The organism is Pseudomonas lini (genome assembly GCF_964063345.1).
In the GTDB taxonomy this organism is placed as follows: Bacteria; Pseudomonadota; Gammaproteobacteria; order Pseudomonadales; family Pseudomonadaceae; genus Aquipseudomonas; species Aquipseudomonas lini_B.
This window is the reverse complement of the sequence record NZ_OZ061318.1, coordinates 2,974,620-2,989,901: the sequence shown is the minus strand read 5'-3', so window position 1 is coordinate 2,989,901 and position 15,282 is coordinate 2,974,620. Positions and strand designations below refer to the sequence as shown.

At 60.0% G+C, this 15,282-nt stretch carries 16 protein-coding genes; 11 read left to right on the top strand and 5 right to left on the bottom strand.

What is annotated here, in order from left to right; genetic code table 11:
- Nucleotides 1-136 precede the first annotated feature (136 nt).
- Nucleotides 137-382 carry a TIGR02647 family protein gene (locus AB3226_RS13595; RefSeq protein WP_007894898.1) on the bottom strand — a complete coding sequence of 82 codons (246 nt, stop codon included), beginning with the start codon at nucleotides 380-382 and terminating at the stop codon, nucleotides 137-139.
- Nucleotides 383-691: 309 nt separating this feature from the next.
- Nucleotides 692-976, bottom strand: coding sequence for a hypothetical protein (locus AB3226_RS13590; protein WP_367373418.1), 285 nt, complete (start codon nucleotides 974-976; stop codon nucleotides 692-694).
- 125 nt (nucleotides 977-1,101) lie between these two features.
- Here AB3226_RS13590 and AB3226_RS13585 point away from each other — a divergent pair, with 125 nt between their 5' ends.
- Nucleotides 1,102-1,761, top strand: a complete 660-nt coding sequence (locus AB3226_RS13585; RefSeq protein WP_367373417.1) for a glutathione S-transferase family protein — start codon at nucleotides 1,102-1,104, stop codon at nucleotides 1,759-1,761.
- 120 nt (nucleotides 1,762-1,881) lie between these two features.
- Here AB3226_RS13585 and argH read toward each other — a convergent pair whose 3' ends face one another.
- Nucleotides 1,882-3,276, bottom strand: coding sequence for an argininosuccinate lyase (gene argH / locus AB3226_RS13580; protein WP_038980789.1), 1,395 nt, complete (start codon nucleotides 3,274-3,276; stop codon nucleotides 1,882-1,884).
- A gap of 461 nt (nucleotides 3,277-3,737) precedes the next feature.
- On the opposite strand from argH, the gene AB3226_RS13575 reads away from it, so the two are divergent.
- The 7 genes from AB3226_RS13575 to AB3226_RS13545 all read left to right on the top strand — a co-directional run bounded on the left by AB3226_RS13575 (nucleotide 3,738) and on the right by AB3226_RS13545 (nucleotide 10,174).
- Nucleotides 3,738-4,484 (top strand): LytR/AlgR family response regulator transcription factor, encoded by a 747-nt coding sequence (locus tag AB3226_RS13575; protein ID WP_367373416.1) that lies wholly within the window; start codon nucleotides 3,738-3,740, stop codon nucleotides 4,482-4,484.
- Between the two features lie 126 nt (nucleotides 4,485-4,610).
- A complete protein-coding gene (hemC, locus tag AB3226_RS13570; RefSeq protein ID WP_367373415.1) occupies nucleotides 4,611-5,552 on the top strand; it encodes a hydroxymethylbilane synthase in 942 nt (313 codons plus the stop codon).
- Nucleotides 5,549-6,316 (top strand): uroporphyrinogen-III synthase, encoded by a 768-nt coding sequence (locus tag AB3226_RS13565; protein WP_367373414.1) that lies wholly within the window; start codon nucleotides 5,549-5,551, stop codon nucleotides 6,314-6,316. Before hemC ends, AB3226_RS13565 begins: the two co-directional genes overlap by 4 nt.
- A 16-nt stretch (nucleotides 6,317-6,332) precedes the next feature.
- On the top strand, nucleotides 6,333-7,487 hold the full coding sequence (locus AB3226_RS13560; RefSeq protein WP_367373413.1) for a uroporphyrinogen-III C-methyltransferase: 1,155 nt from the start codon (nucleotides 6,333-6,335) through the stop codon (nucleotides 7,485-7,487).
- The gene (locus AB3226_RS13555; RefSeq protein WP_367373412.1) at nucleotides 7,484-8,722 is read left to right on the top strand and encodes a heme biosynthesis protein HemY; all 1,239 of its coding nucleotides are present in this window, start codon (nucleotides 7,484-7,486) and stop codon (nucleotides 8,720-8,722) included. Before AB3226_RS13560 ends, AB3226_RS13555 begins: the two co-directional genes overlap by 4 nt.
- A gap of 262 nt (nucleotides 8,723-8,984) precedes the next feature.
- Nucleotides 8,985-9,536, top strand: a complete 552-nt coding sequence (locus AB3226_RS13550) for a disulfide bond formation protein B (RefSeq protein ID WP_367373411.1) — start codon at nucleotides 8,985-8,987, stop codon at nucleotides 9,534-9,536.
- A gap of 179 nt (nucleotides 9,537-9,715) precedes the next feature.
- Nucleotides 9,716-10,174 carry an Rsd/AlgQ family anti-sigma factor gene (locus tag AB3226_RS13545; RefSeq protein ID WP_007899333.1) on the top strand — a complete coding sequence of 153 codons (459 nt, stop codon included), beginning with the start codon at nucleotides 9,716-9,718 and terminating at the stop codon, nucleotides 10,172-10,174.
- Between the two features lie 62 nt (nucleotides 10,175-10,236).
- Here AB3226_RS13545 and AB3226_RS13540 read toward each other — a convergent pair whose 3' ends face one another.
- Nucleotides 10,237-10,902, bottom strand: coding sequence for an FKBP-type peptidyl-prolyl cis-trans isomerase (locus AB3226_RS13540; RefSeq protein WP_367373410.1), 666 nt, complete (start codon nucleotides 10,900-10,902; stop codon nucleotides 10,237-10,239).
- Between the two features lie 192 nt (nucleotides 10,903-11,094).
- Between AB3226_RS13540 and AB3226_RS13535 the strand changes: the two genes are divergently transcribed.
- Nucleotides 11,095-12,252, top strand: coding sequence for an AlgP family protein (locus AB3226_RS13535; protein ID WP_367373409.1), 1,158 nt, complete (start codon nucleotides 11,095-11,097; stop codon nucleotides 12,250-12,252).
- Here the strand turns inward: AB3226_RS13535 and AB3226_RS13530 are convergent.
- Nucleotides 12,249-12,713: a TIGR02444 family protein gene (locus AB3226_RS13530; RefSeq protein ID WP_367373408.1), complete on the bottom strand. Its 465-nt coding sequence runs from the start codon at nucleotides 12,711-12,713 to the stop codon at nucleotides 12,249-12,251. The genes AB3226_RS13535 and AB3226_RS13530 overlap by 4 nt on opposite strands.
- 50 nt (nucleotides 12,714-12,763) lie before the next feature.
- On the opposite strand from AB3226_RS13530, the gene AB3226_RS13525 reads away from it, so the two are divergent.
- Nucleotides 12,764-14,674 (top strand): ATP-binding cassette domain-containing protein, encoded by a 1,911-nt coding sequence (locus AB3226_RS13525; RefSeq protein WP_367373407.1) that lies wholly within the window; start codon nucleotides 12,764-12,766, stop codon nucleotides 14,672-14,674.
- Complete coding sequence (locus AB3226_RS13520) at nucleotides 14,674-15,255, top strand: mechanosensitive ion channel domain-containing protein (protein ID WP_367373406.1); 582 nt, start codon at nucleotides 14,674-14,676, stop codon at nucleotides 15,253-15,255. Before AB3226_RS13525 ends, AB3226_RS13520 begins: the two co-directional genes overlap by 1 nt.
- Nucleotides 15,256-15,282: the final 27 nt, after the last annotated feature.

Below are 15,282 nucleotides of genomic sequence, written 5' to 3'. Positions count from 1 at the left end.
TAGCGCCTCGGCCCCGGGACTTTTAAGCTGATTTTGTATTTCTGGTGTCAGGTTCCTATCGCACGGCGACAGCGGGCACCAAAGTGTGCCCGCGGAAATCCCGTGACAGAGGTTTCCGTGGGCGATGCGGTGAGGCTCAGGCTGTTTCGCGCACGGACAGAATGGTTAGAACGGTTTGCACATTTTGTGCAGCATCACGCCCCAGGCTGGTCAGATAACCGCCATCGGGCTGGGTGATCAATTCTTTGTCGAACAGTCTTTGGGCAGCGGCAATGGCTTTCGGGGCAGCGGTCTGATGAATTTTCAAACCTTCCTGGGAACTGTCCAGGTTGAAGAGGGCGAGGATTTCCAGTTCGGCAACCAACTCAGGGGTAAGCGACATAAGGACTCCAGACTTTCTAGGAATTGGACGATAGCGCTCCTAAGGTGATCCCACTCGCGCAGCATGTCCAGTGCTCGTAACAGGGTTTTTTCGCCTCGGGGCGGTTTCCAGTTTAGTCAGCGTCTGGGGCAAGGCGGTACTGATTGGTGACAATCCATGTGGAGGCGGGTTTCTGTGGCGAGGGGGCTTGCCTGTGGCGGGGGAGCTTGCTCCCGTTGGGTCGCGAAGCGGCCCCAAAAGCTTTGCGACTGCTACGCAGCCGAACGGGAGCAAGCTCCCTCGCCACAAAAGCCCCGTGACAGGGCTGGCTTATTTCTTTTCCGGCGGCAACTCTGGCAGCGCGCGCAGCGCGGTTTCGTACCATTCGGTGTTGAACGCGCGGTCTTCTTCGAGGATCGCGTCGATTTCCACTGCCAGCACGTGAGCCATCAGGCTGAGGATTTCCTCACGCTCGTAACCCACCAGGGTCAGCTTGTTGAAGGTCGCCTTGGCCGCTGGCGGGTTATCGCTTTCGATCTGGTTCTCGATCGCTTCGATCAGCGTCGTTTCGGTGAACTCTTCTTCGTCGTTGTCGATATCGTTAGGCTCGCTCATGGCAGGCTCCTCAAGGAAAGGCGGCCAGTTTACCCGCATTCAGCGCTGTGATGCTGCTGGCAAGAAGTGCCCGGGCGTTCTATAACTGGCGCTGCCAACCCCCTGCACGGCCTGGAGGCTATGTAATGCTCAAGCTTTATGGATTTTGCGCCAGCAACTACTACAACATGGTCAAGCTGGCGTTGCTGGAGAAGGGACTGCCGTTTGAAGAGGTGCCGTTTTACCCAGGCACTACCCCCGAGACGCTAGCCATCAGCCCACGTGGAAAGGTTCCGGTGCTGGGCGTCGAACAAGGTTTCATCAACGAAACCAGCGTGATTCTCGAGTACCTCGAGCAGAGCCAGAAAGGTACGCCACTGCTGCCGAGCGATCCCTTCGAGCGAGCTCAGGTCCTGGCGATGGCCAAGGAAATCGAGCTGTACATCGAATTGCCCGGGCGCGCCTGTTATCCCGCGGCGTTCTTCGGCATGTCAGTACCGGAGGCTATCCAGGAAAAGACCAAGGCCGAGTTGCTGCTGGGGTTTGCCACGCTGGGCAGGCACGGTAAGTTCGCCCCTTATGTGGCGGGTGACAGCCTGAGCGTGGCCGATCTGTATTTCCTCTACAGCGTGCCGTTGGCGCGTGCAGTGGCGCAGAAGCTGTTTGATATTGATCTGTTGGCCGAGATGCCAGCGGCCAGGGCGCTGCTGGAGCGTCTGGGGCAGAATCCGCATGTGCAGCAGATCGCAAAGGACAAGGACGCGGCGATGCCGGCGTTTCTGGCGATGATCGCGTCCAAAAAGTAGGTTTTGTAGTGCTCTGAAGTCCGTCATCGCGGGCAAGCCCGCTCCCACAGGTTTAACTGTCTGGCAAAAATTTCTGGCCAGTCGGAGATCCTTGTGGGAGTGGGCTTGCCCGCGATGCTTTTAGCGGCTGGCGAGCAACGCCTGACCGCGAGCAACAGCCTTCTTGACTTGCGCCGGCGCAGTCCCGCCGATGTGGTCACGGGCATTCACCGAGCCTTCCAGGGTCAGCACGGCAAATACGTCCTGCTCGATCTGATCGCTGAACTTGCGCAGTTCTTCCAGGCTCATTTCCGCCAGGTCCTTGCCGCTTTCCACGCCGTACTTCACGGCATGGCCAACGATCTCGTGGCAATCACGGAACGGCAGGCCACGACGAACCAGATAGTCAGCCAGGTCGGTAGCCGTGGAGAAACCACGCAGAGCTGCCTCGCGCATCATCGCGTGCTTGGGCTTGATCGCCGGGATCATGTCGGCAAAGGCCCGCAGCGAATCGCGCAGGGTGTCGGCGGCGTCGAACAGCGGCTCTTTGTCTTCCTGGTTGTCCTTGTTGTAGGCCAGCGGCTGGCCTTTCATCAGGGTCAGCAAGCCCATCAATGCGCCAAATACCCGGCCAGTCTTGCCGCGAACCAGCTCCGGGACGTCCGGGTTTTTCTTTTGCGGCATGATCGAGCTGCCGGTGCAGAAACGGTCAGGTAGATCGATGAACTGGAACTGCGCGCTGGTCCACAACACCAACTCTTCGGAGAAACGCGACAAGTGCATCATCGCGATGCTCGCGGCCGAGCAGAACTCGATGGCGAAGTCGCGATCGGACACGTTGTCCAGGGAGTTACCGCCGACAGCGTCGAAGCCCAGCAGTTGAGCGGTGTATTCGCGGTCGATCGGGTAAGTGGTGCCCGCCAGTGCGGCGCTGCCCAGCGGCATGCGATTGGTGCGCTTGCGGCAATCGACCAGACGCTCGTAGTCGCGGCTGAGCATTTCGAACCAGGCCAGCATGTGATGCCCGAAGGTCACCGGCTGCGCGGTTTGCAGGTGAGTGAAGCCCGGCATGATGCTGGCGGCTTCGCGCTCGGCCTGCTCCAGCAAGCCTTGTTGCAGACGGGTAATTTCGCTGAGGATCAGGTCGATCTCGTCACGCAGCCACAGGCGGATGTCGGTGGCGACCTGGTCGTTACGGCTGCGGCCGGTGTGCAGCTTTTTACCGGTCACGCCGATACGGTCGGTCAGACGCGCCTCGATGTTCATGTGCACGTCTTCAAGGTCGATGCGCCAGTCGAACTGGCCAGCCTCGATTTCACCCTGGATGGTGTTCAGGCCATCGATGATACTGTCGCGCTCGGCATCGGTCAGCACGCCGACCTTGGCCAGCATGCTGGCGTGGGCGATCGAGCCCATGATGTCGTGGCGATACAGGCGCTGGTCGAAGGTGACGGAGGCGGTGAAGCGGGCGACGAAGGCGTCGACGGGTTCACTGAAGCGGCCGCCCCAGGACTGATTGGTCTTGTCAGTGCTCATGAATTCGCTCGTATCGGCTTGAAGAAAGATGGCGTGAAACGCTGACGCGGATAATAACAGGGTTGCCAATCCTGTCGCTGACACTGGTCGACAGGTTTTTTTCTCATCGTGCGACCCCTGCTCGAAGCAAACGATACAGAAATTGCGCAACGATATTTTTCAATTGAGCAATATCGTCCCGGCAACCGTCTACAGTTGGACAGAGGATCAGCGCACTTCTCGATGCTGCAGCTGACTATAGAGAGAAGAGGGGTGTTCATATTGTGTATCAGCAAACCCTACGGCGATACCTCGCCAGTGCGGGCCTGGGCCGCCAGTCAGACGGCAGATAAAAATTTAGCCGCCGGTCTCGCGGCACTTTTTGGCCCTCGCGCTAGTCTTAGCGTGGATCGCGGTGACGGACGTCACTTCACCTGTCTACGCTATCCTTGTGCGAGACTCACGCAGGAATCCAGCGCAATATGAATGTCCTGATCGTTGATGACGAACCCCTGGCCCGCGAGCGCCTGAGCCGAATGGTCGGCGAACTCGAGGGATACAATGTCCTGGAGCCCAGCGCCACGAACGGCGAAGAGGCGTTGGCACTGATCGACAGTCACAAACCGGATATCGTGCTGCTCGATATTCGCATGCCGGGCCTCGATGGCCTGCAAGTGGCTGCACGATTGTGCGAACGCGAAACCCCGCCCGCCGTGGTGTTTTGCACCGGACCCGATGAATTTGCCGTGGAAGCCCTACAGGCCAGCGCCGTGGGCTATCTGGTGAAGCCAGTGCGCACAGAACAGTTACACGAAGCGTTAAAGAAAGCCGAGCGACCCAATCGCGTCCAGCTTGCGGCCTTGACTCGCCCGGCGGCCGAAACCGGTAGCGGTCCGCGCAGCCACATCAGCGCCCGCACCCGAAAAGGCATCGAACTGATCCCATTGGATCAGGTGGTCTACTTCATTGCCGACCACAAGTACGTCACCTTGCGTCATGAAGGCGGTGAGGTGCTGCTCGACGAACCACTCAAGGCCCTCGAAGACGAATTTGGCGACCGTTTCGTTCGCATCCACCGCAACGCACTGGTTGCCCGCGAACGCATCGAGCGGCTGCAACGCACGCCCCTGGGGCATTTCCAGCTGTTTCTCAAAGGCCTGAATGGCGATGCCCTGATCGTCAGCCGACGCCATGTGGCCGGTGTGCGCAAAATGATGCAACAGCTTTAAGGGCCGGATTTCTACCCTGTTACCGGACATTGAGGGCCAGGGAGGCCACGCAGTTTCTGATACAAGTCAAAGCGGATTTGGCTGAGCTGTTATTATCTGCCGTATCTATTCAGTACGGATTGATCCATGTCCTCTCGCGAAATCCGCATCGCCACCCGAAAAAGTGCTCTCGCCCTGTGGCAGGCCGAATACGTCAAGGCTCGTCTGGAAGAGGCCCATCCGGGCCTGCTCGTGACGCTGGTTCCCATGGTCAGTCGAGGCGACAAACTGCTCGATTCGCCGCTGTCGAAAATCGGCGGCAAGGGCCTGTTCGTCAAGGAACTGGAAACCGCGCTGCTGGAAAACGCAGCCGACATCGCCGTGCATTCCATGAAAGACGTGCCGATGGACTTCCCCGAAGGCCTCGGTCTGTTCTGCATCTGCGAGCGCGAAGACCCGCGCGATGCATTTGTCTCCAATACCTACGCCAGTCTGGATGAGTTGCCGCCAGGCAGCGTCGTCGGCACCTCCAGCCTGCGTCGTCAGGCTCAGTTGCTGACCCGCCGCCCGGATCTGGAAATCCGCTTCCTGCGCGGCAACGTCAATACTCGTCTGGCCAAGCTCGATGCCGGCGAATACGACGCCATCATCCTCGCCGCGGCGGGTTTGATTCGCCTGGGCTTCGAGGACCGCATCACTTCGGCTATCAGTGTCGAAGACAGTCTGCCGGCAGGTGGCCAGGGCGCGGTCGGTATCGAATGCCGTAGCGCCGACACTGAAATACATGCGCTGCTGGCGCCGCTGCATCACCAGGACACGGCCACTCGCGTTACCGCCGAACGTGCCCTCAACAAACATCTGAATGGCGGCTGCCAGGTGCCAATTGCTTGCTACGCCGTGCTTGAAGGCGAGCAGATCTGGTTGCGCGGTTTGGTGGGTGATCCGAATGGTGGCCTGCTGCTCAGCGCCGAGGCCCGGGCGCCACGGGCGGATGCCGAGGCTTTGGGTGTGCAAGTGGCCGAAGACCTGCTGAGCCAGGGCGCCGCTGACATTCTGAAAGCAGTCTATGGCGAGGCAGGGCACGAGTGACTGGCTGGCGCCTGTTGCTGACGCGCCCTGTGGATGAGTCGGCGGCGCTTGCCCGTGTGCTGGCCGACGCGGGGGTTTTCAGCAGCAGCCTGCCGCTTTTGGATATCGAGCCGATTCCTGCCTCTGACACAATGCGCGAAGTGATTCAGAACCTGGATAGCTATTGCGCGGTGATCGTGGTCAGCAAGCCGGCCGCCAGAATCGCTGTCGATCTGCTCAACCAATACTGGCCGCAACCACCGGGTCTGAAGTGGTTCAGCGTGGGCGCGGCGACGGCGCAGATCCTCGAGGATAGCGGGCTGGATGTGAGTTTCCCGGTCGATGGCGATGACAGTGAAGCCTTGCTTGAGCTTGCGCCGTTGCGCGAGGCTGTCACTCGACCCGATCCGCGAGTGCTGATCATGCGCGGGGAGGGTGGGCGCGAGCTGCTGGCTGAGCGTTTACGCGAGCTTGGTGCTAGTGTCGAGTATCTGGAGTTATACCGACGCGGTTTGCCGCAGTACCCGTCGGCAACGCTGCCTGACCGGATCAAGGCGGAACGCTTGAACGGGCTGGTGGTCAGCAGTGGACAGGGTTTTGAGCACCTGCACCGATTGGCTGGCGATGCCTGGCCGAGCATGGTGCGGTTGCCGTTGTTTGTTCCAAGCCCCAGGGTCGCCGAGCTGGCACGTGCCGCCGGGGCCCAAACAGTTGTGGATTGTCGTGGCGCCAGTGCCGCGGCCTTGCTGGCGGCGTTACGGGAACACCCCGTGCCCGTTTTCTAATGCAAAGGATGGATACGTGAGCGAAACAGCCTTGCCTAAAGATGACGTCCGGCCCGTGCTTGATGCACCGGCTGATGCACCGGTTGAAACTGCGCCACCTGCCGTTGAGCAGCGCCGAGGCAATGGGTTGGCAATCGTCGCGCTGCTGTTGGGCGCTGCCGGTGTTGCCGTGGGCGGTTGGGGTGTCTGGCAGGTGCGTCACCTGCAAGCCAATAACCAGCAACAGTTGAGCCAGGTACAGGCGTTGAACGATCAGGCACAGAGCCTGAAGCTCAACGAGCAGCGCCTGACGGCTCGCCTTGAGCAAATGCCGGCCGCCGAGGAACTCGACGCGCGCAGTCGTCTGGTCACTCAACTCCAAGGCGATCAGCAGCGCCTGAATCAACGCCTGGAAACCGTCCTCGGCGCAAGCCGCAAGGACTGGCGTCTGGCCGAAGCCGAGCACTTGCTGCGTCTGGCCAGCCTGCGTCTGTCGGCGTTGCAGGACATCAGCAGCGCCCAGGCCCTGGTGCAGGGCGCCGATGAAATTCTCCGTGAACAGAACGACCCCGGGGCTTTCGCCGCTCGCGAGCAAGTGGCCAAAACCCTGGTAGCCCTGCGCAGTACCGAACAGCCGGATCGCACCGGGTTGTTCCTGCGACTGGGTGCCTTGCGCGACCAGGTGATCAACCTCACCGAGCTGGCGCCCGAGTACAAGGACCGCGGCGAATCCCTGCTGGGCCTGACCGCCGATGGCGACGGTGCCAGTCGCTGGGCACAATGGTGGGATCAGATTTCGCGTTATATCCGCATCGATTTCAACGCCGACAAGAATGTCCGGCCGTTGCTGGCAGGGCAGAGCCTGAGCCAGGTGCGTCTGGCTCTGAGCCTGGCGCTAGAGCAGGCGCAGTGGGCTGCGCTCAATGGCCAGGCTGCGGTTTACACCCAGGCGCTGGCCGAAGCGCGGGACGTGCTCAAGGGCAACTTCAACCCGGACAACCCCCAGAGCAAAATCATGCTCGAGCAAGTGGCCGAGCTGAGCAAGCAGCCAGTCACGGTGGTCACGCCAGATCTGACGGGCACGTTGAGTTCGGTTCAGGCCTATCTCGAGCGTCGTAACGTCAATGCCGAGGAGTCGGTGAGACCTCTGGCCAAACCTGCCGCGAGCACTACGCAGGAGGCCACGCCATGAAGCGCCTCTATGTGATCGTGTTCGTGGTCATCGCCGCTGCCGCCGCGCTGGGACTGGCGATTGCCGAGCATTCCGGCTACGTGCTGATCGCCTACAAGAACTTCCGTTACGAATCGAGCCTGTGGGCAACCCTGGCCTTGGTGGTCGTGCTGTGGCTGGTGTTCTGGGGCATCAAGGTGTTGATCGAGCTGGTGACGACTTCCGGTGGAGTGGTCAATCCATGGTCGCGGCGCAATCGCAGTCGGCGGGTGCAAGTAGCGATCGAGCACGGTCAGCTGGATTTGGCAGAGGGCCGCTGGGCCAGTGCGCAGCGTCATCTGTATCGCGCAGCGGAAGCCGAGCGCCAACCGTTGCTCTACTACCTCGGTGCCGCCCGCGCCGCGAACGAACAAGGTCACTACGAGGAAAGCGACAACCTGCTGGAGCGCGCTCTGGAGCGACAGCCCCAGGCCGAGCTGGCAATTGCCTTGAACCATGCCCAATTGCAGACTGATCGCGGTGACACTGAAGGCGCGCTGGTGACCTTGCAAGCCATGCACGAGCGTCATCCTCATAACGTCCAGACCTTGCGCCAGTTGCAGCGCCTGCTTCAACAGCGGGGCGACTGGTCGGCCGTGATTCGCTTGTTGCCGGAGTTACGCAAGGACAAGGTATTGCCACCGGCCGAACTGGCTGAGCTGGAGCGCCGGGCCTGGGGTGAAAATCTTTCGTTGGCGGCGCACCGGGAAGAGGACGGAACGGTCGGTTTGCAATCGCTCAATCGCGCCTGGCAGCAACTCACCGCCGCTCAGCGGCAGGAACCGCAACTGGTGCTCGCCTATGCCGAGCAATTGCGGCAACTGGGCGCGCAGGTAGAGGCTGAAGAGGTCCTGCGTGCAGCCCTCAAGCGCAAATACGACAGCCATCTGGCACGCCTGTATGGGCTGGTTCGCGGCAACGATCCGGCCAGGCAACTGCACACCGCCGAGGGTTGGCTCAAGGATCATCCCGCCGACCCGAGCCTGTTGCTGACGTTGGGCCGTTTGTGTCTGCAAAGCAGTCTGTGGGGCAAGGCCAGGGATTATCTAGAGAGCAGTCTGCGTGTGCAGCGCAATCCAGAAGCCTGCGCCGAACTGGCGCGGTTGCTGGCGCAACTGGGTGACACCGAGCGCAGTAATCAGCTGTTCCAGGAAGGCTTGGGCCTATTGGATGAGCGCTTGCTGGCAGCACCGCTGCCATTGCCGGCTCACGCCTGATTCCTGCGCCGGACCTTATGTGGGAGCTGTCGAAGACTGCGATCTTTTGATCTTCTTATAAGAACGCAGTCGCTTCAAATCCATCACTGTTTCAGTGTTGTAATCCTTCGCCGGCAAAGTCCTACAGAGGACTACATCAAATCCTCTCGGCACTGTCGGGAATTCGCTACACTTCTGGTGAAGTGTCCGTGGTGGCCTGCCTTGAAAGGCTGCTGCGCTTTCCTCTACCGTAACCGCCTGTCTCTACTGTTACGGAAAAGCCATGTCTTTGGCCTGCTCACGCTCCTTGTTTTTCATGGTTTTCATTGCAGGTGCCCTGGCCTTGGGCGTTTCCTATTACCTGGAATATGCGGTCGGCCTCAAGCCTTGCGGGTTGTGCCTGTTGCAGCGGGTTTGCCTGACGCTGCTCACGGGTGTCTGCCTGGCGGCTTCAGTGCAAGGGCCTGGTCGCTTCGGATCATTCCTGTATTGGCTGCTGGGTCTGCTTTGCAGTCTGGCGGGTACCGTCACGGCGTGGCGGCAGGTGTTGTTGCAGAGTGATCCGGTGCATCAGCTATCGACATGCTCGCCTGATCTGGCGGATCTGTTCGCCAGTACGCCCTGGCTGTGTGTCGTGCAGCGAATGTTCAAGGGGACCGCCGATTGCGCGGAAATTTCCTGGACGCTGTTCGACCTGAGCATTCCGGAGTGGAGCCTGCTGTTCTTCGTTGCGATGATGATTCTGGGCGGGTATCAGTTGCTGCGCCTTGTCTGGATCGCGTGTCAGCGACCGCTCAGCGGCGAGTCGTCGCACCGGGTGCTGGCGGGCGATTAAACACTTGTATGAACTTTATCTCCTGCGTACCTTGAAGCCATAGGCGCGCGGGCATAATCTGGCCCGCACGTGTCATTGGATTTATGTTGCTCGAATGACGCTCTGCCTGGTCGATTCTTGATTTTCAAGTGTGCGACAGGTGTAGAGCAGCATGACCCACAAGGGAAGAGAGAATCACCATGCTCGAAAGTTGTCAGAATGCTCAGGAACGCTGGGGTGGAGTGCATCTGCTGATCGATCGCTGGTTGCAGGAGCGTCACGAACTGGTTCGGGCCTATGATGCTCTCGGCGCCAAGCCCGAAGCTTTGGGCGAGAACCGAAAACCGTTGCAGGAATTCTGCGGTGTGCTGGTCGACTACGTGTCTGCCGGGCATTTCGAGATCTACGAACAACTGACTGGCGAAGCCAAGGCGTTCGGTGATACTCGCGGTCTGGAGTTGGCCGAGACGATTTACCCGCGCATCGACGTCATTACCGAAAAGTTGCTGGCGTTCAACGATCTGTGTGATGCCGGTAAGTGTGTCGCGGAGAAATTCAAGGAGTTGGGTGGCTTGTTACACGAACGCTTCGAGCTGGAAGATTGCCTGATCGAAGTGCTGCACACCGCTCACAAGGAAGAGGATTCGGTTCAGGCTTGAACCTTGTCCAGCAACACCCTCAAAACGGTGCGCAAATGCGCGCCGTTTTTCGTTTCCGGCTTTCAGCTTGTAGCACCACGCAATTCGACTTCGAATACCAGTGGTGTGAACGGCGCGATCAGGTCGCCGGCACCGTCGGCACCGTAGGCTTGGGCCGATGGAATCACGAGGCGCCATTTCGCGCCGACCGGCATGTTTTGCAGCGCACTGCGCCAGCCCGTAATCACACTATCAAGACTGAACCACTGCGGCTGGCTATTCTGGTCGAACACTGAGCCGTCAGGCAGGCGTCCGATGTACAGCACCTGGACCTTACCGTTCGGACCAGCCTTGGCGCCAGTGCCTGGCGCCAGCTCTGTCAGCAATATTCCATCGGTCAGTTCGCGAACGCCGGGTTTGGCTTTTTCCTCGGCGAGAAAACGTCGCTCGTTTTCCAAAGCCAGTTCGCTTTGCGGCACAGGCGATTGCATGGCAATCCGGGCTTCATGCTCGGCCAGAATCTGTTCGATCCGCTCATCTTTCAATGCCAGCGGCTTACCTTGATAGGCTTGCTGCAAACCTTCGAGCAGGGCCTGAAGTTGCAGTTCCGGAACTTCCTGGCGCAAGCGTTCGCCAAGGCTTGCGCCCAAGCTGTAAGCGAGATCGTGAGCGTCATTTTCGGCGGTTTTTTCGGCGGCCTGGGCCACGGAAAAAAACACGCACAGCGATAAAAAAAGGTAGCGCGACATGGGCACTCTCCGACCTGAGATGCGCAGGATTATGCCAGTGTGAATGCTCTCGAAGGTGAACTGGTTTTACGTCAGCGCAGAACTTTTTTACTTCATTGCAACGGAGTGCTTTCGATACTGTCAACATGCCCTAGCGGCGGTAGCAGCAGAGGTCTAGTATGAGCCGCATTCACGTCAGCCAGGAGGTAAATCATGTCGGCCACCAAGAAGCCTGTAAATACTCCGTTGCACTTACTCCAACAACTCTCGGGCAGCTTGCTCGAGCATTTGGAAAACGCTTGTTCCCAAGCTCTGGCTGATGCTGAAAAACTGCTCGCCAAGTTGGAAAAGCAGCGCGGAAAAGCGCAGGAAAAACTGCACAAATCCCGGACCAAATTGCAGGACGCTGCGGCGGCCGGCAAAGCCAAGGCGCAAGCCAAGGCCAAAGAGGCGGTGAAAGAGCTTGAGAACTTGCTCGATGCCCTCAAGGATCGTCAGTCCGAAACGCGCAGCTACATCCTGCAACTCAAACGCGACGCTCAAGAAAGCCTGAAACTGGCCCAGGGTGTCGGTCGTGTCCAAGAGGCTGTCGGCAAGGCGTTGTCCCTGCGTTCGGCCAAACCAGCTGCGGCACCTGCGAAGAAAGCCGCTGCCAAACCAGCTGCTGCAAAAGCACCGGCCAAGCCTGCTGCCAAAGCTCCGGTAAAAGCCGCAGCCAAGCCAGCCGCAAAACCGGCGGCTAAAAAACCAGTCGCTGCCAGTGCTGCGAAACCAGCGGCTAAAACGACGGCTGCCAAACCTGCCGCCAAGCCAGCTGCTGCCAAAACAGCTGCCGCTAAACCGGCTGCAAAAACCACGGCTGCCAAACCCGCCGTGGCAAAAACTGCAGCGGCAAAACCAGCGGCTAAAACTGCTGCCAAGCCAGCCGCTAGAACTGCCGCCGCGAAACCTGCTGCCAAGCCAGCTGCCAAACCTGTCGCGGCTAAAACCGCCGCAGCCAAGCCTGCTGCAAAAACAGCTGCTAAACCGGCTGCAAAAGCTGCGGCCAAACCCGCCGCGAAACCAGCTGCCAAAACTGCTGCTGCGAAACCTGCGGCTGCTGCCAAGCCAGCCACTGCAGCCAAACCAGCCGCCGCAAAACCGGCTGCAAAACCGGCTGCAAAACCAGCAGCCAAGCCAGCCGCAAAACCGGCCGTGAAAAAGCCAGTCGCCGCTGCCAAGCCGCCTGTTGCGCCAGCGATCAAGCCAGCAACTCCGGCCCCGGCCTCCTCGGCTTCGTCCGCGCCTGCAGCAACCACCTCGACAACCACCTCTGCGCCAACGCCAGCCGCGTCGTCGAGCACCAGCACCACCCCAACCAGCGCTTCCTAAGTGCCGGTTACCGCGACGCGCAACTGATGCAGCGCGTCGCGGTCCAGGTTGGCGGCATCCGCTGCCACACCTTCGAGCCAGGCCGTTCGTTCGGTCTCCTCATACTGCGGCCAACTCTGTGCCACTCGTTCCAGCCGTGACAGCAGATGTCGTTCGGCTTCCATCTCCAGTGACTTTACTTGTTCGCGCAAATCATTCAGCCCGGCATCTTCGCTAGCGGCGGCTTTCCATTGCAGGCGCAATGCGCGCAACGGTTGCACGACATCCGCGTCCCAAGGCCCGGCTACATCGCGAAGCAGCTGCAAGCGTTGTTTGTCGTAGGTAACTCCACGTTCTTCAAGCCACAACCCGCACAGCAGCAGGCACACATTCACGCCTGCCGACTGCAATTGCAGGCACGCACGTTCTACTCCGCGACGGGAGTAAGTGATAACGGAAAAACTCCACAGGTCAGAGGACATAGTGCTACTCGCGCCAGTTGCGAGCGAAGCTGGTAGACTCCGCCGCCATTATGATTCGACTTCAGAACCTGACTTTACAGCGTGGCCCGCAACGTCTGCTAGAAGACGCCGAGCTGACCCTGCACGCCGGCCACAAAGCCGGCCTCATCGGTGCCAACGGCGCCGGCAAATCGAGCCTGTTCGCCTTGATCCGGGGCGAACTGCACCCGGACTCGGGTGATTGCTTCCTGCCGGCCGACTGGCGCATCGCCCACATGCGTCAGGAAATCGAGACGCTCGAACGCATCGCGGTCGACTACGTGCTCGATGGTGACCTGCGCCTGCGCGAGGTGCAACGCGACCTCGCCGCAGCCGAAGCGGCCCATGACGGTGCCGCTCAGGCCCGCCTGCACTCGGAACTCGACAGCGCCGACGGTTACACCGCCGACGCTCGGGCTCGAAAGCTGCTGGCCGGCCTTGGTTTCACCAACGAGCAAATGGATCGACAGGTAGGAGATTTCTCCGGTGGCTGGCGGATGCGTCTGAACCTGGCGCAGGCTTTGATGTGTCCTTCGGACCTGTTGCTGCTCGACGAGCCGACCAACCACTTGGACCTCGACGCCATCATCTGGCTCGAAGATTGGCTTAAAAGCTATCCCGGCACCTTGATGCTGATTTCCCACGACCGGGACTTCCTCGATGCCGTGGTCGATCACGTAGCCCACGTCGATCAGCGCAAGATCACCCTGTATCGCGGTGGTTACAGCGCCTTCGAACGCGCCCGTGCCGAACGTCTGGCCCAGCAACAACAGGCCTACGAGAAGCAACAGGCGCAACGTGCGCACATGGAAAGCTACATCGCCCGCTTCAAGGCCCAAGCCACCAAGGCCCGTCAGGCCCAGAGCCGGATCAAGGCGCTGGAGCGGATGGAAGAGTTGTCCGCCGCCCACGTCGATTCTCCGTTTGATTTCGTCTTCCGCGAATCGACGAAAATTTCCAGCCCGTTGATCGATCTGTCGGATGCTCGACTGGGTTACGGCGACAAAGCCATTCTGGAGAAGGTCAAGCTGCAACTGACCCCAGGCGCGCGGATCGGTTTGCTCGGCCCGAACGGTGCGGGTAAATCGACCCTGATCAAAAATCTCGCCGGTGAACTTGAGCCGTTAGCCGGTCGCCTGACGCGCGGTGAAAACACCGTCGTTGGCTACTTCGCCCAGCATCAGCTCGATTCCCTCGACTCCAAGGCCAGCCCGTTGCTGCACTTGCAGCGCCTGGCGCCGACCGAGCGTGAGCAGACCCTGCGCGACTTCCTCGGCGGTTTCGACTTCCGCGGCGCGCGTATCGATGAGCCGGTACTGAATTTCTCCGGTGGTGAGAAGGCGCGTCTGGCCTTGGCATTGATCGCCTGGGATCGACCGAACTTGTTGCTGCTCGACGAACCGACCAACCACCTGGACCTGGAAATGCGTCTGGCGCTGACCATGGCCCTGCAGGAATTCAGTGGTGCGGTGTTGGTGGTCTCCCACGATCGCCATTTGCTCAAAAGCACCACTGACAATTTCTATCTGGTGGCCGACGGCAAGGTCGAGGAGTTTGACGGCGACCTGGAAGACTACGCTCGTTGGCTGGTCGAATACCGTCAACGCAATGCCCCGGTCAGCAATACCCCGGTCAATCCGGACAAGACCGACAAGAAGGCTCAGCGTCAGGCTGCTGCTGCGTTGCGTCAGCAACTGGCACCGCACAAGCGTGAGGCCGACAAGCTTGAAGCCGAGCTGGGCAAGCTGCACGAGAAGCTGGCCAAGATCGATACCAGCCTCGGCGACAGCGACATTTACGAGCCGATGCGCAAGAACGATTTGCGTGATCTGCTGGCTGAACAAGCCAGGCTGAAGGTGCGTGAAGCCGAACTGGAAGAAGCCTGGATGGAAGCGCTGGAACTGCTGGAAAGCATGCAGGCGGAGTTGGAGGCGCTGTCCTGATGGAAGCCTTCAAGCTGCCGTTGCCGGCGATGTGGGTCGAGCCGCTCTGGCTGGTCGTGCAAATCCTGCTGATCCTGCTGGCCGGTTATATCGCCCAGCGCGTCGTCGCTAAATGCCTGACTCGGTTGGGTGAGCGCTATCCGTTTCCGCCGCAGTTCTTCATGCCGCTGCGCGGCGGTTTGCGCTGGCTCATCATGGGCAGCGCGCTGATCTTTGTGCTGGAACGTCTTGGCGTGTCGGCCACGGTACTCTGGACGGCGTTGTCCGGTTTCGTTGCGGTGGCTGCCGTGGCGTTTTTCGCCATGTGGAGCGTGCTGTCCAACCTGCTGTGCGCGATCCTGATCTTTACCGTCGGCCCGTTCCGTATCGGCGATGTGGTCGAGTTGGTGGATACCACCGACAAACCCGGCGTCAAAGGCCGGGTGGTGGCGATCAATCTGCTCTACACCACGCTGATCGAAGCCGAAGAACTCGGTACCGGCAGCGCCATGGTGCAAGTGCCCAATAGCCTGTTCTTCCAGCGCTCGGTTCGACGCTGGCGTGGCACGGATGTGTTCTCTTCGCACGGGTTCGAAAAGTAAGCCTTCTGTTGCCTGACACCGCCATCG

Excerpts from the sequence above, each read along its gene's own strand:
- AB3226_RS13595 (WP_007894898.1), bottom strand. The coding sequence starts at position 382 with ATGTCGCTTACCCCTGAGTTGGTTGCCGAACTGGAAATCCTCGCCCTC.
- AB3226_RS13590 (WP_367373418.1), bottom strand. The coding sequence starts at position 976 with ATGAGCGAGCCTAACGATATCGACAACGACGAAGAAGAGTTCACCGAA.
- AB3226_RS13585 (WP_367373417.1), top strand. The coding sequence starts at position 1,102 with ATGCTCAAGCTTTATGGATTTTGCGCCAGCAACTACTACAACATGGTC.
- argH (WP_038980789.1), bottom strand. The coding sequence starts at position 3,276 with ATGAGCACTGACAAGACCAATCAGTCCTGGGGCGGCCGCTTCAGTGAA.
- AB3226_RS13575 (WP_367373416.1), top strand. The coding sequence starts at position 3,738 with ATGAATGTCCTGATCGTTGATGACGAACCCCTGGCCCGCGAGCGCCTG.
- hemC (WP_367373415.1), top strand. The coding sequence starts at position 4,611 with ATGTCCTCTCGCGAAATCCGCATCGCCACCCGAAAAAGTGCTCTCGCC.
- AB3226_RS13555 (WP_367373412.1), top strand. The coding sequence starts at position 7,484 with ATGAAGCGCCTCTATGTGATCGTGTTCGTGGTCATCGCCGCTGCCGCC.
- AB3226_RS13550 (WP_367373411.1), top strand. The coding sequence starts at position 8,985 with ATGTCTTTGGCCTGCTCACGCTCCTTGTTTTTCATGGTTTTCATTGCA.
- AB3226_RS13545 (WP_007899333.1), top strand. The coding sequence starts at position 9,716 with ATGCTCGAAAGTTGTCAGAATGCTCAGGAACGCTGGGGTGGAGTGCAT.
- AB3226_RS13540 (WP_367373410.1), bottom strand. The coding sequence starts at position 10,902 with ATGTCGCGCTACCTTTTTTTATCGCTGTGCGTGTTTTTTTCCGTGGCC.
- AB3226_RS13535 (WP_367373409.1), top strand. The coding sequence starts at position 11,095 with ATGTCGGCCACCAAGAAGCCTGTAAATACTCCGTTGCACTTACTCCAA.
- AB3226_RS13530 (WP_367373408.1), bottom strand. The coding sequence starts at position 12,713 with ATGTCCTCTGACCTGTGGAGTTTTTCCGTTATCACTTACTCCCGTCGC.
- AB3226_RS13525 (WP_367373407.1), top strand. The coding sequence starts at position 12,764 with ATGATTCGACTTCAGAACCTGACTTTACAGCGTGGCCCGCAACGTCTG.
- AB3226_RS13520 (WP_367373406.1), top strand. The coding sequence starts at position 14,674 with ATGGAAGCCTTCAAGCTGCCGTTGCCGGCGATGTGGGTCGAGCCGCTC.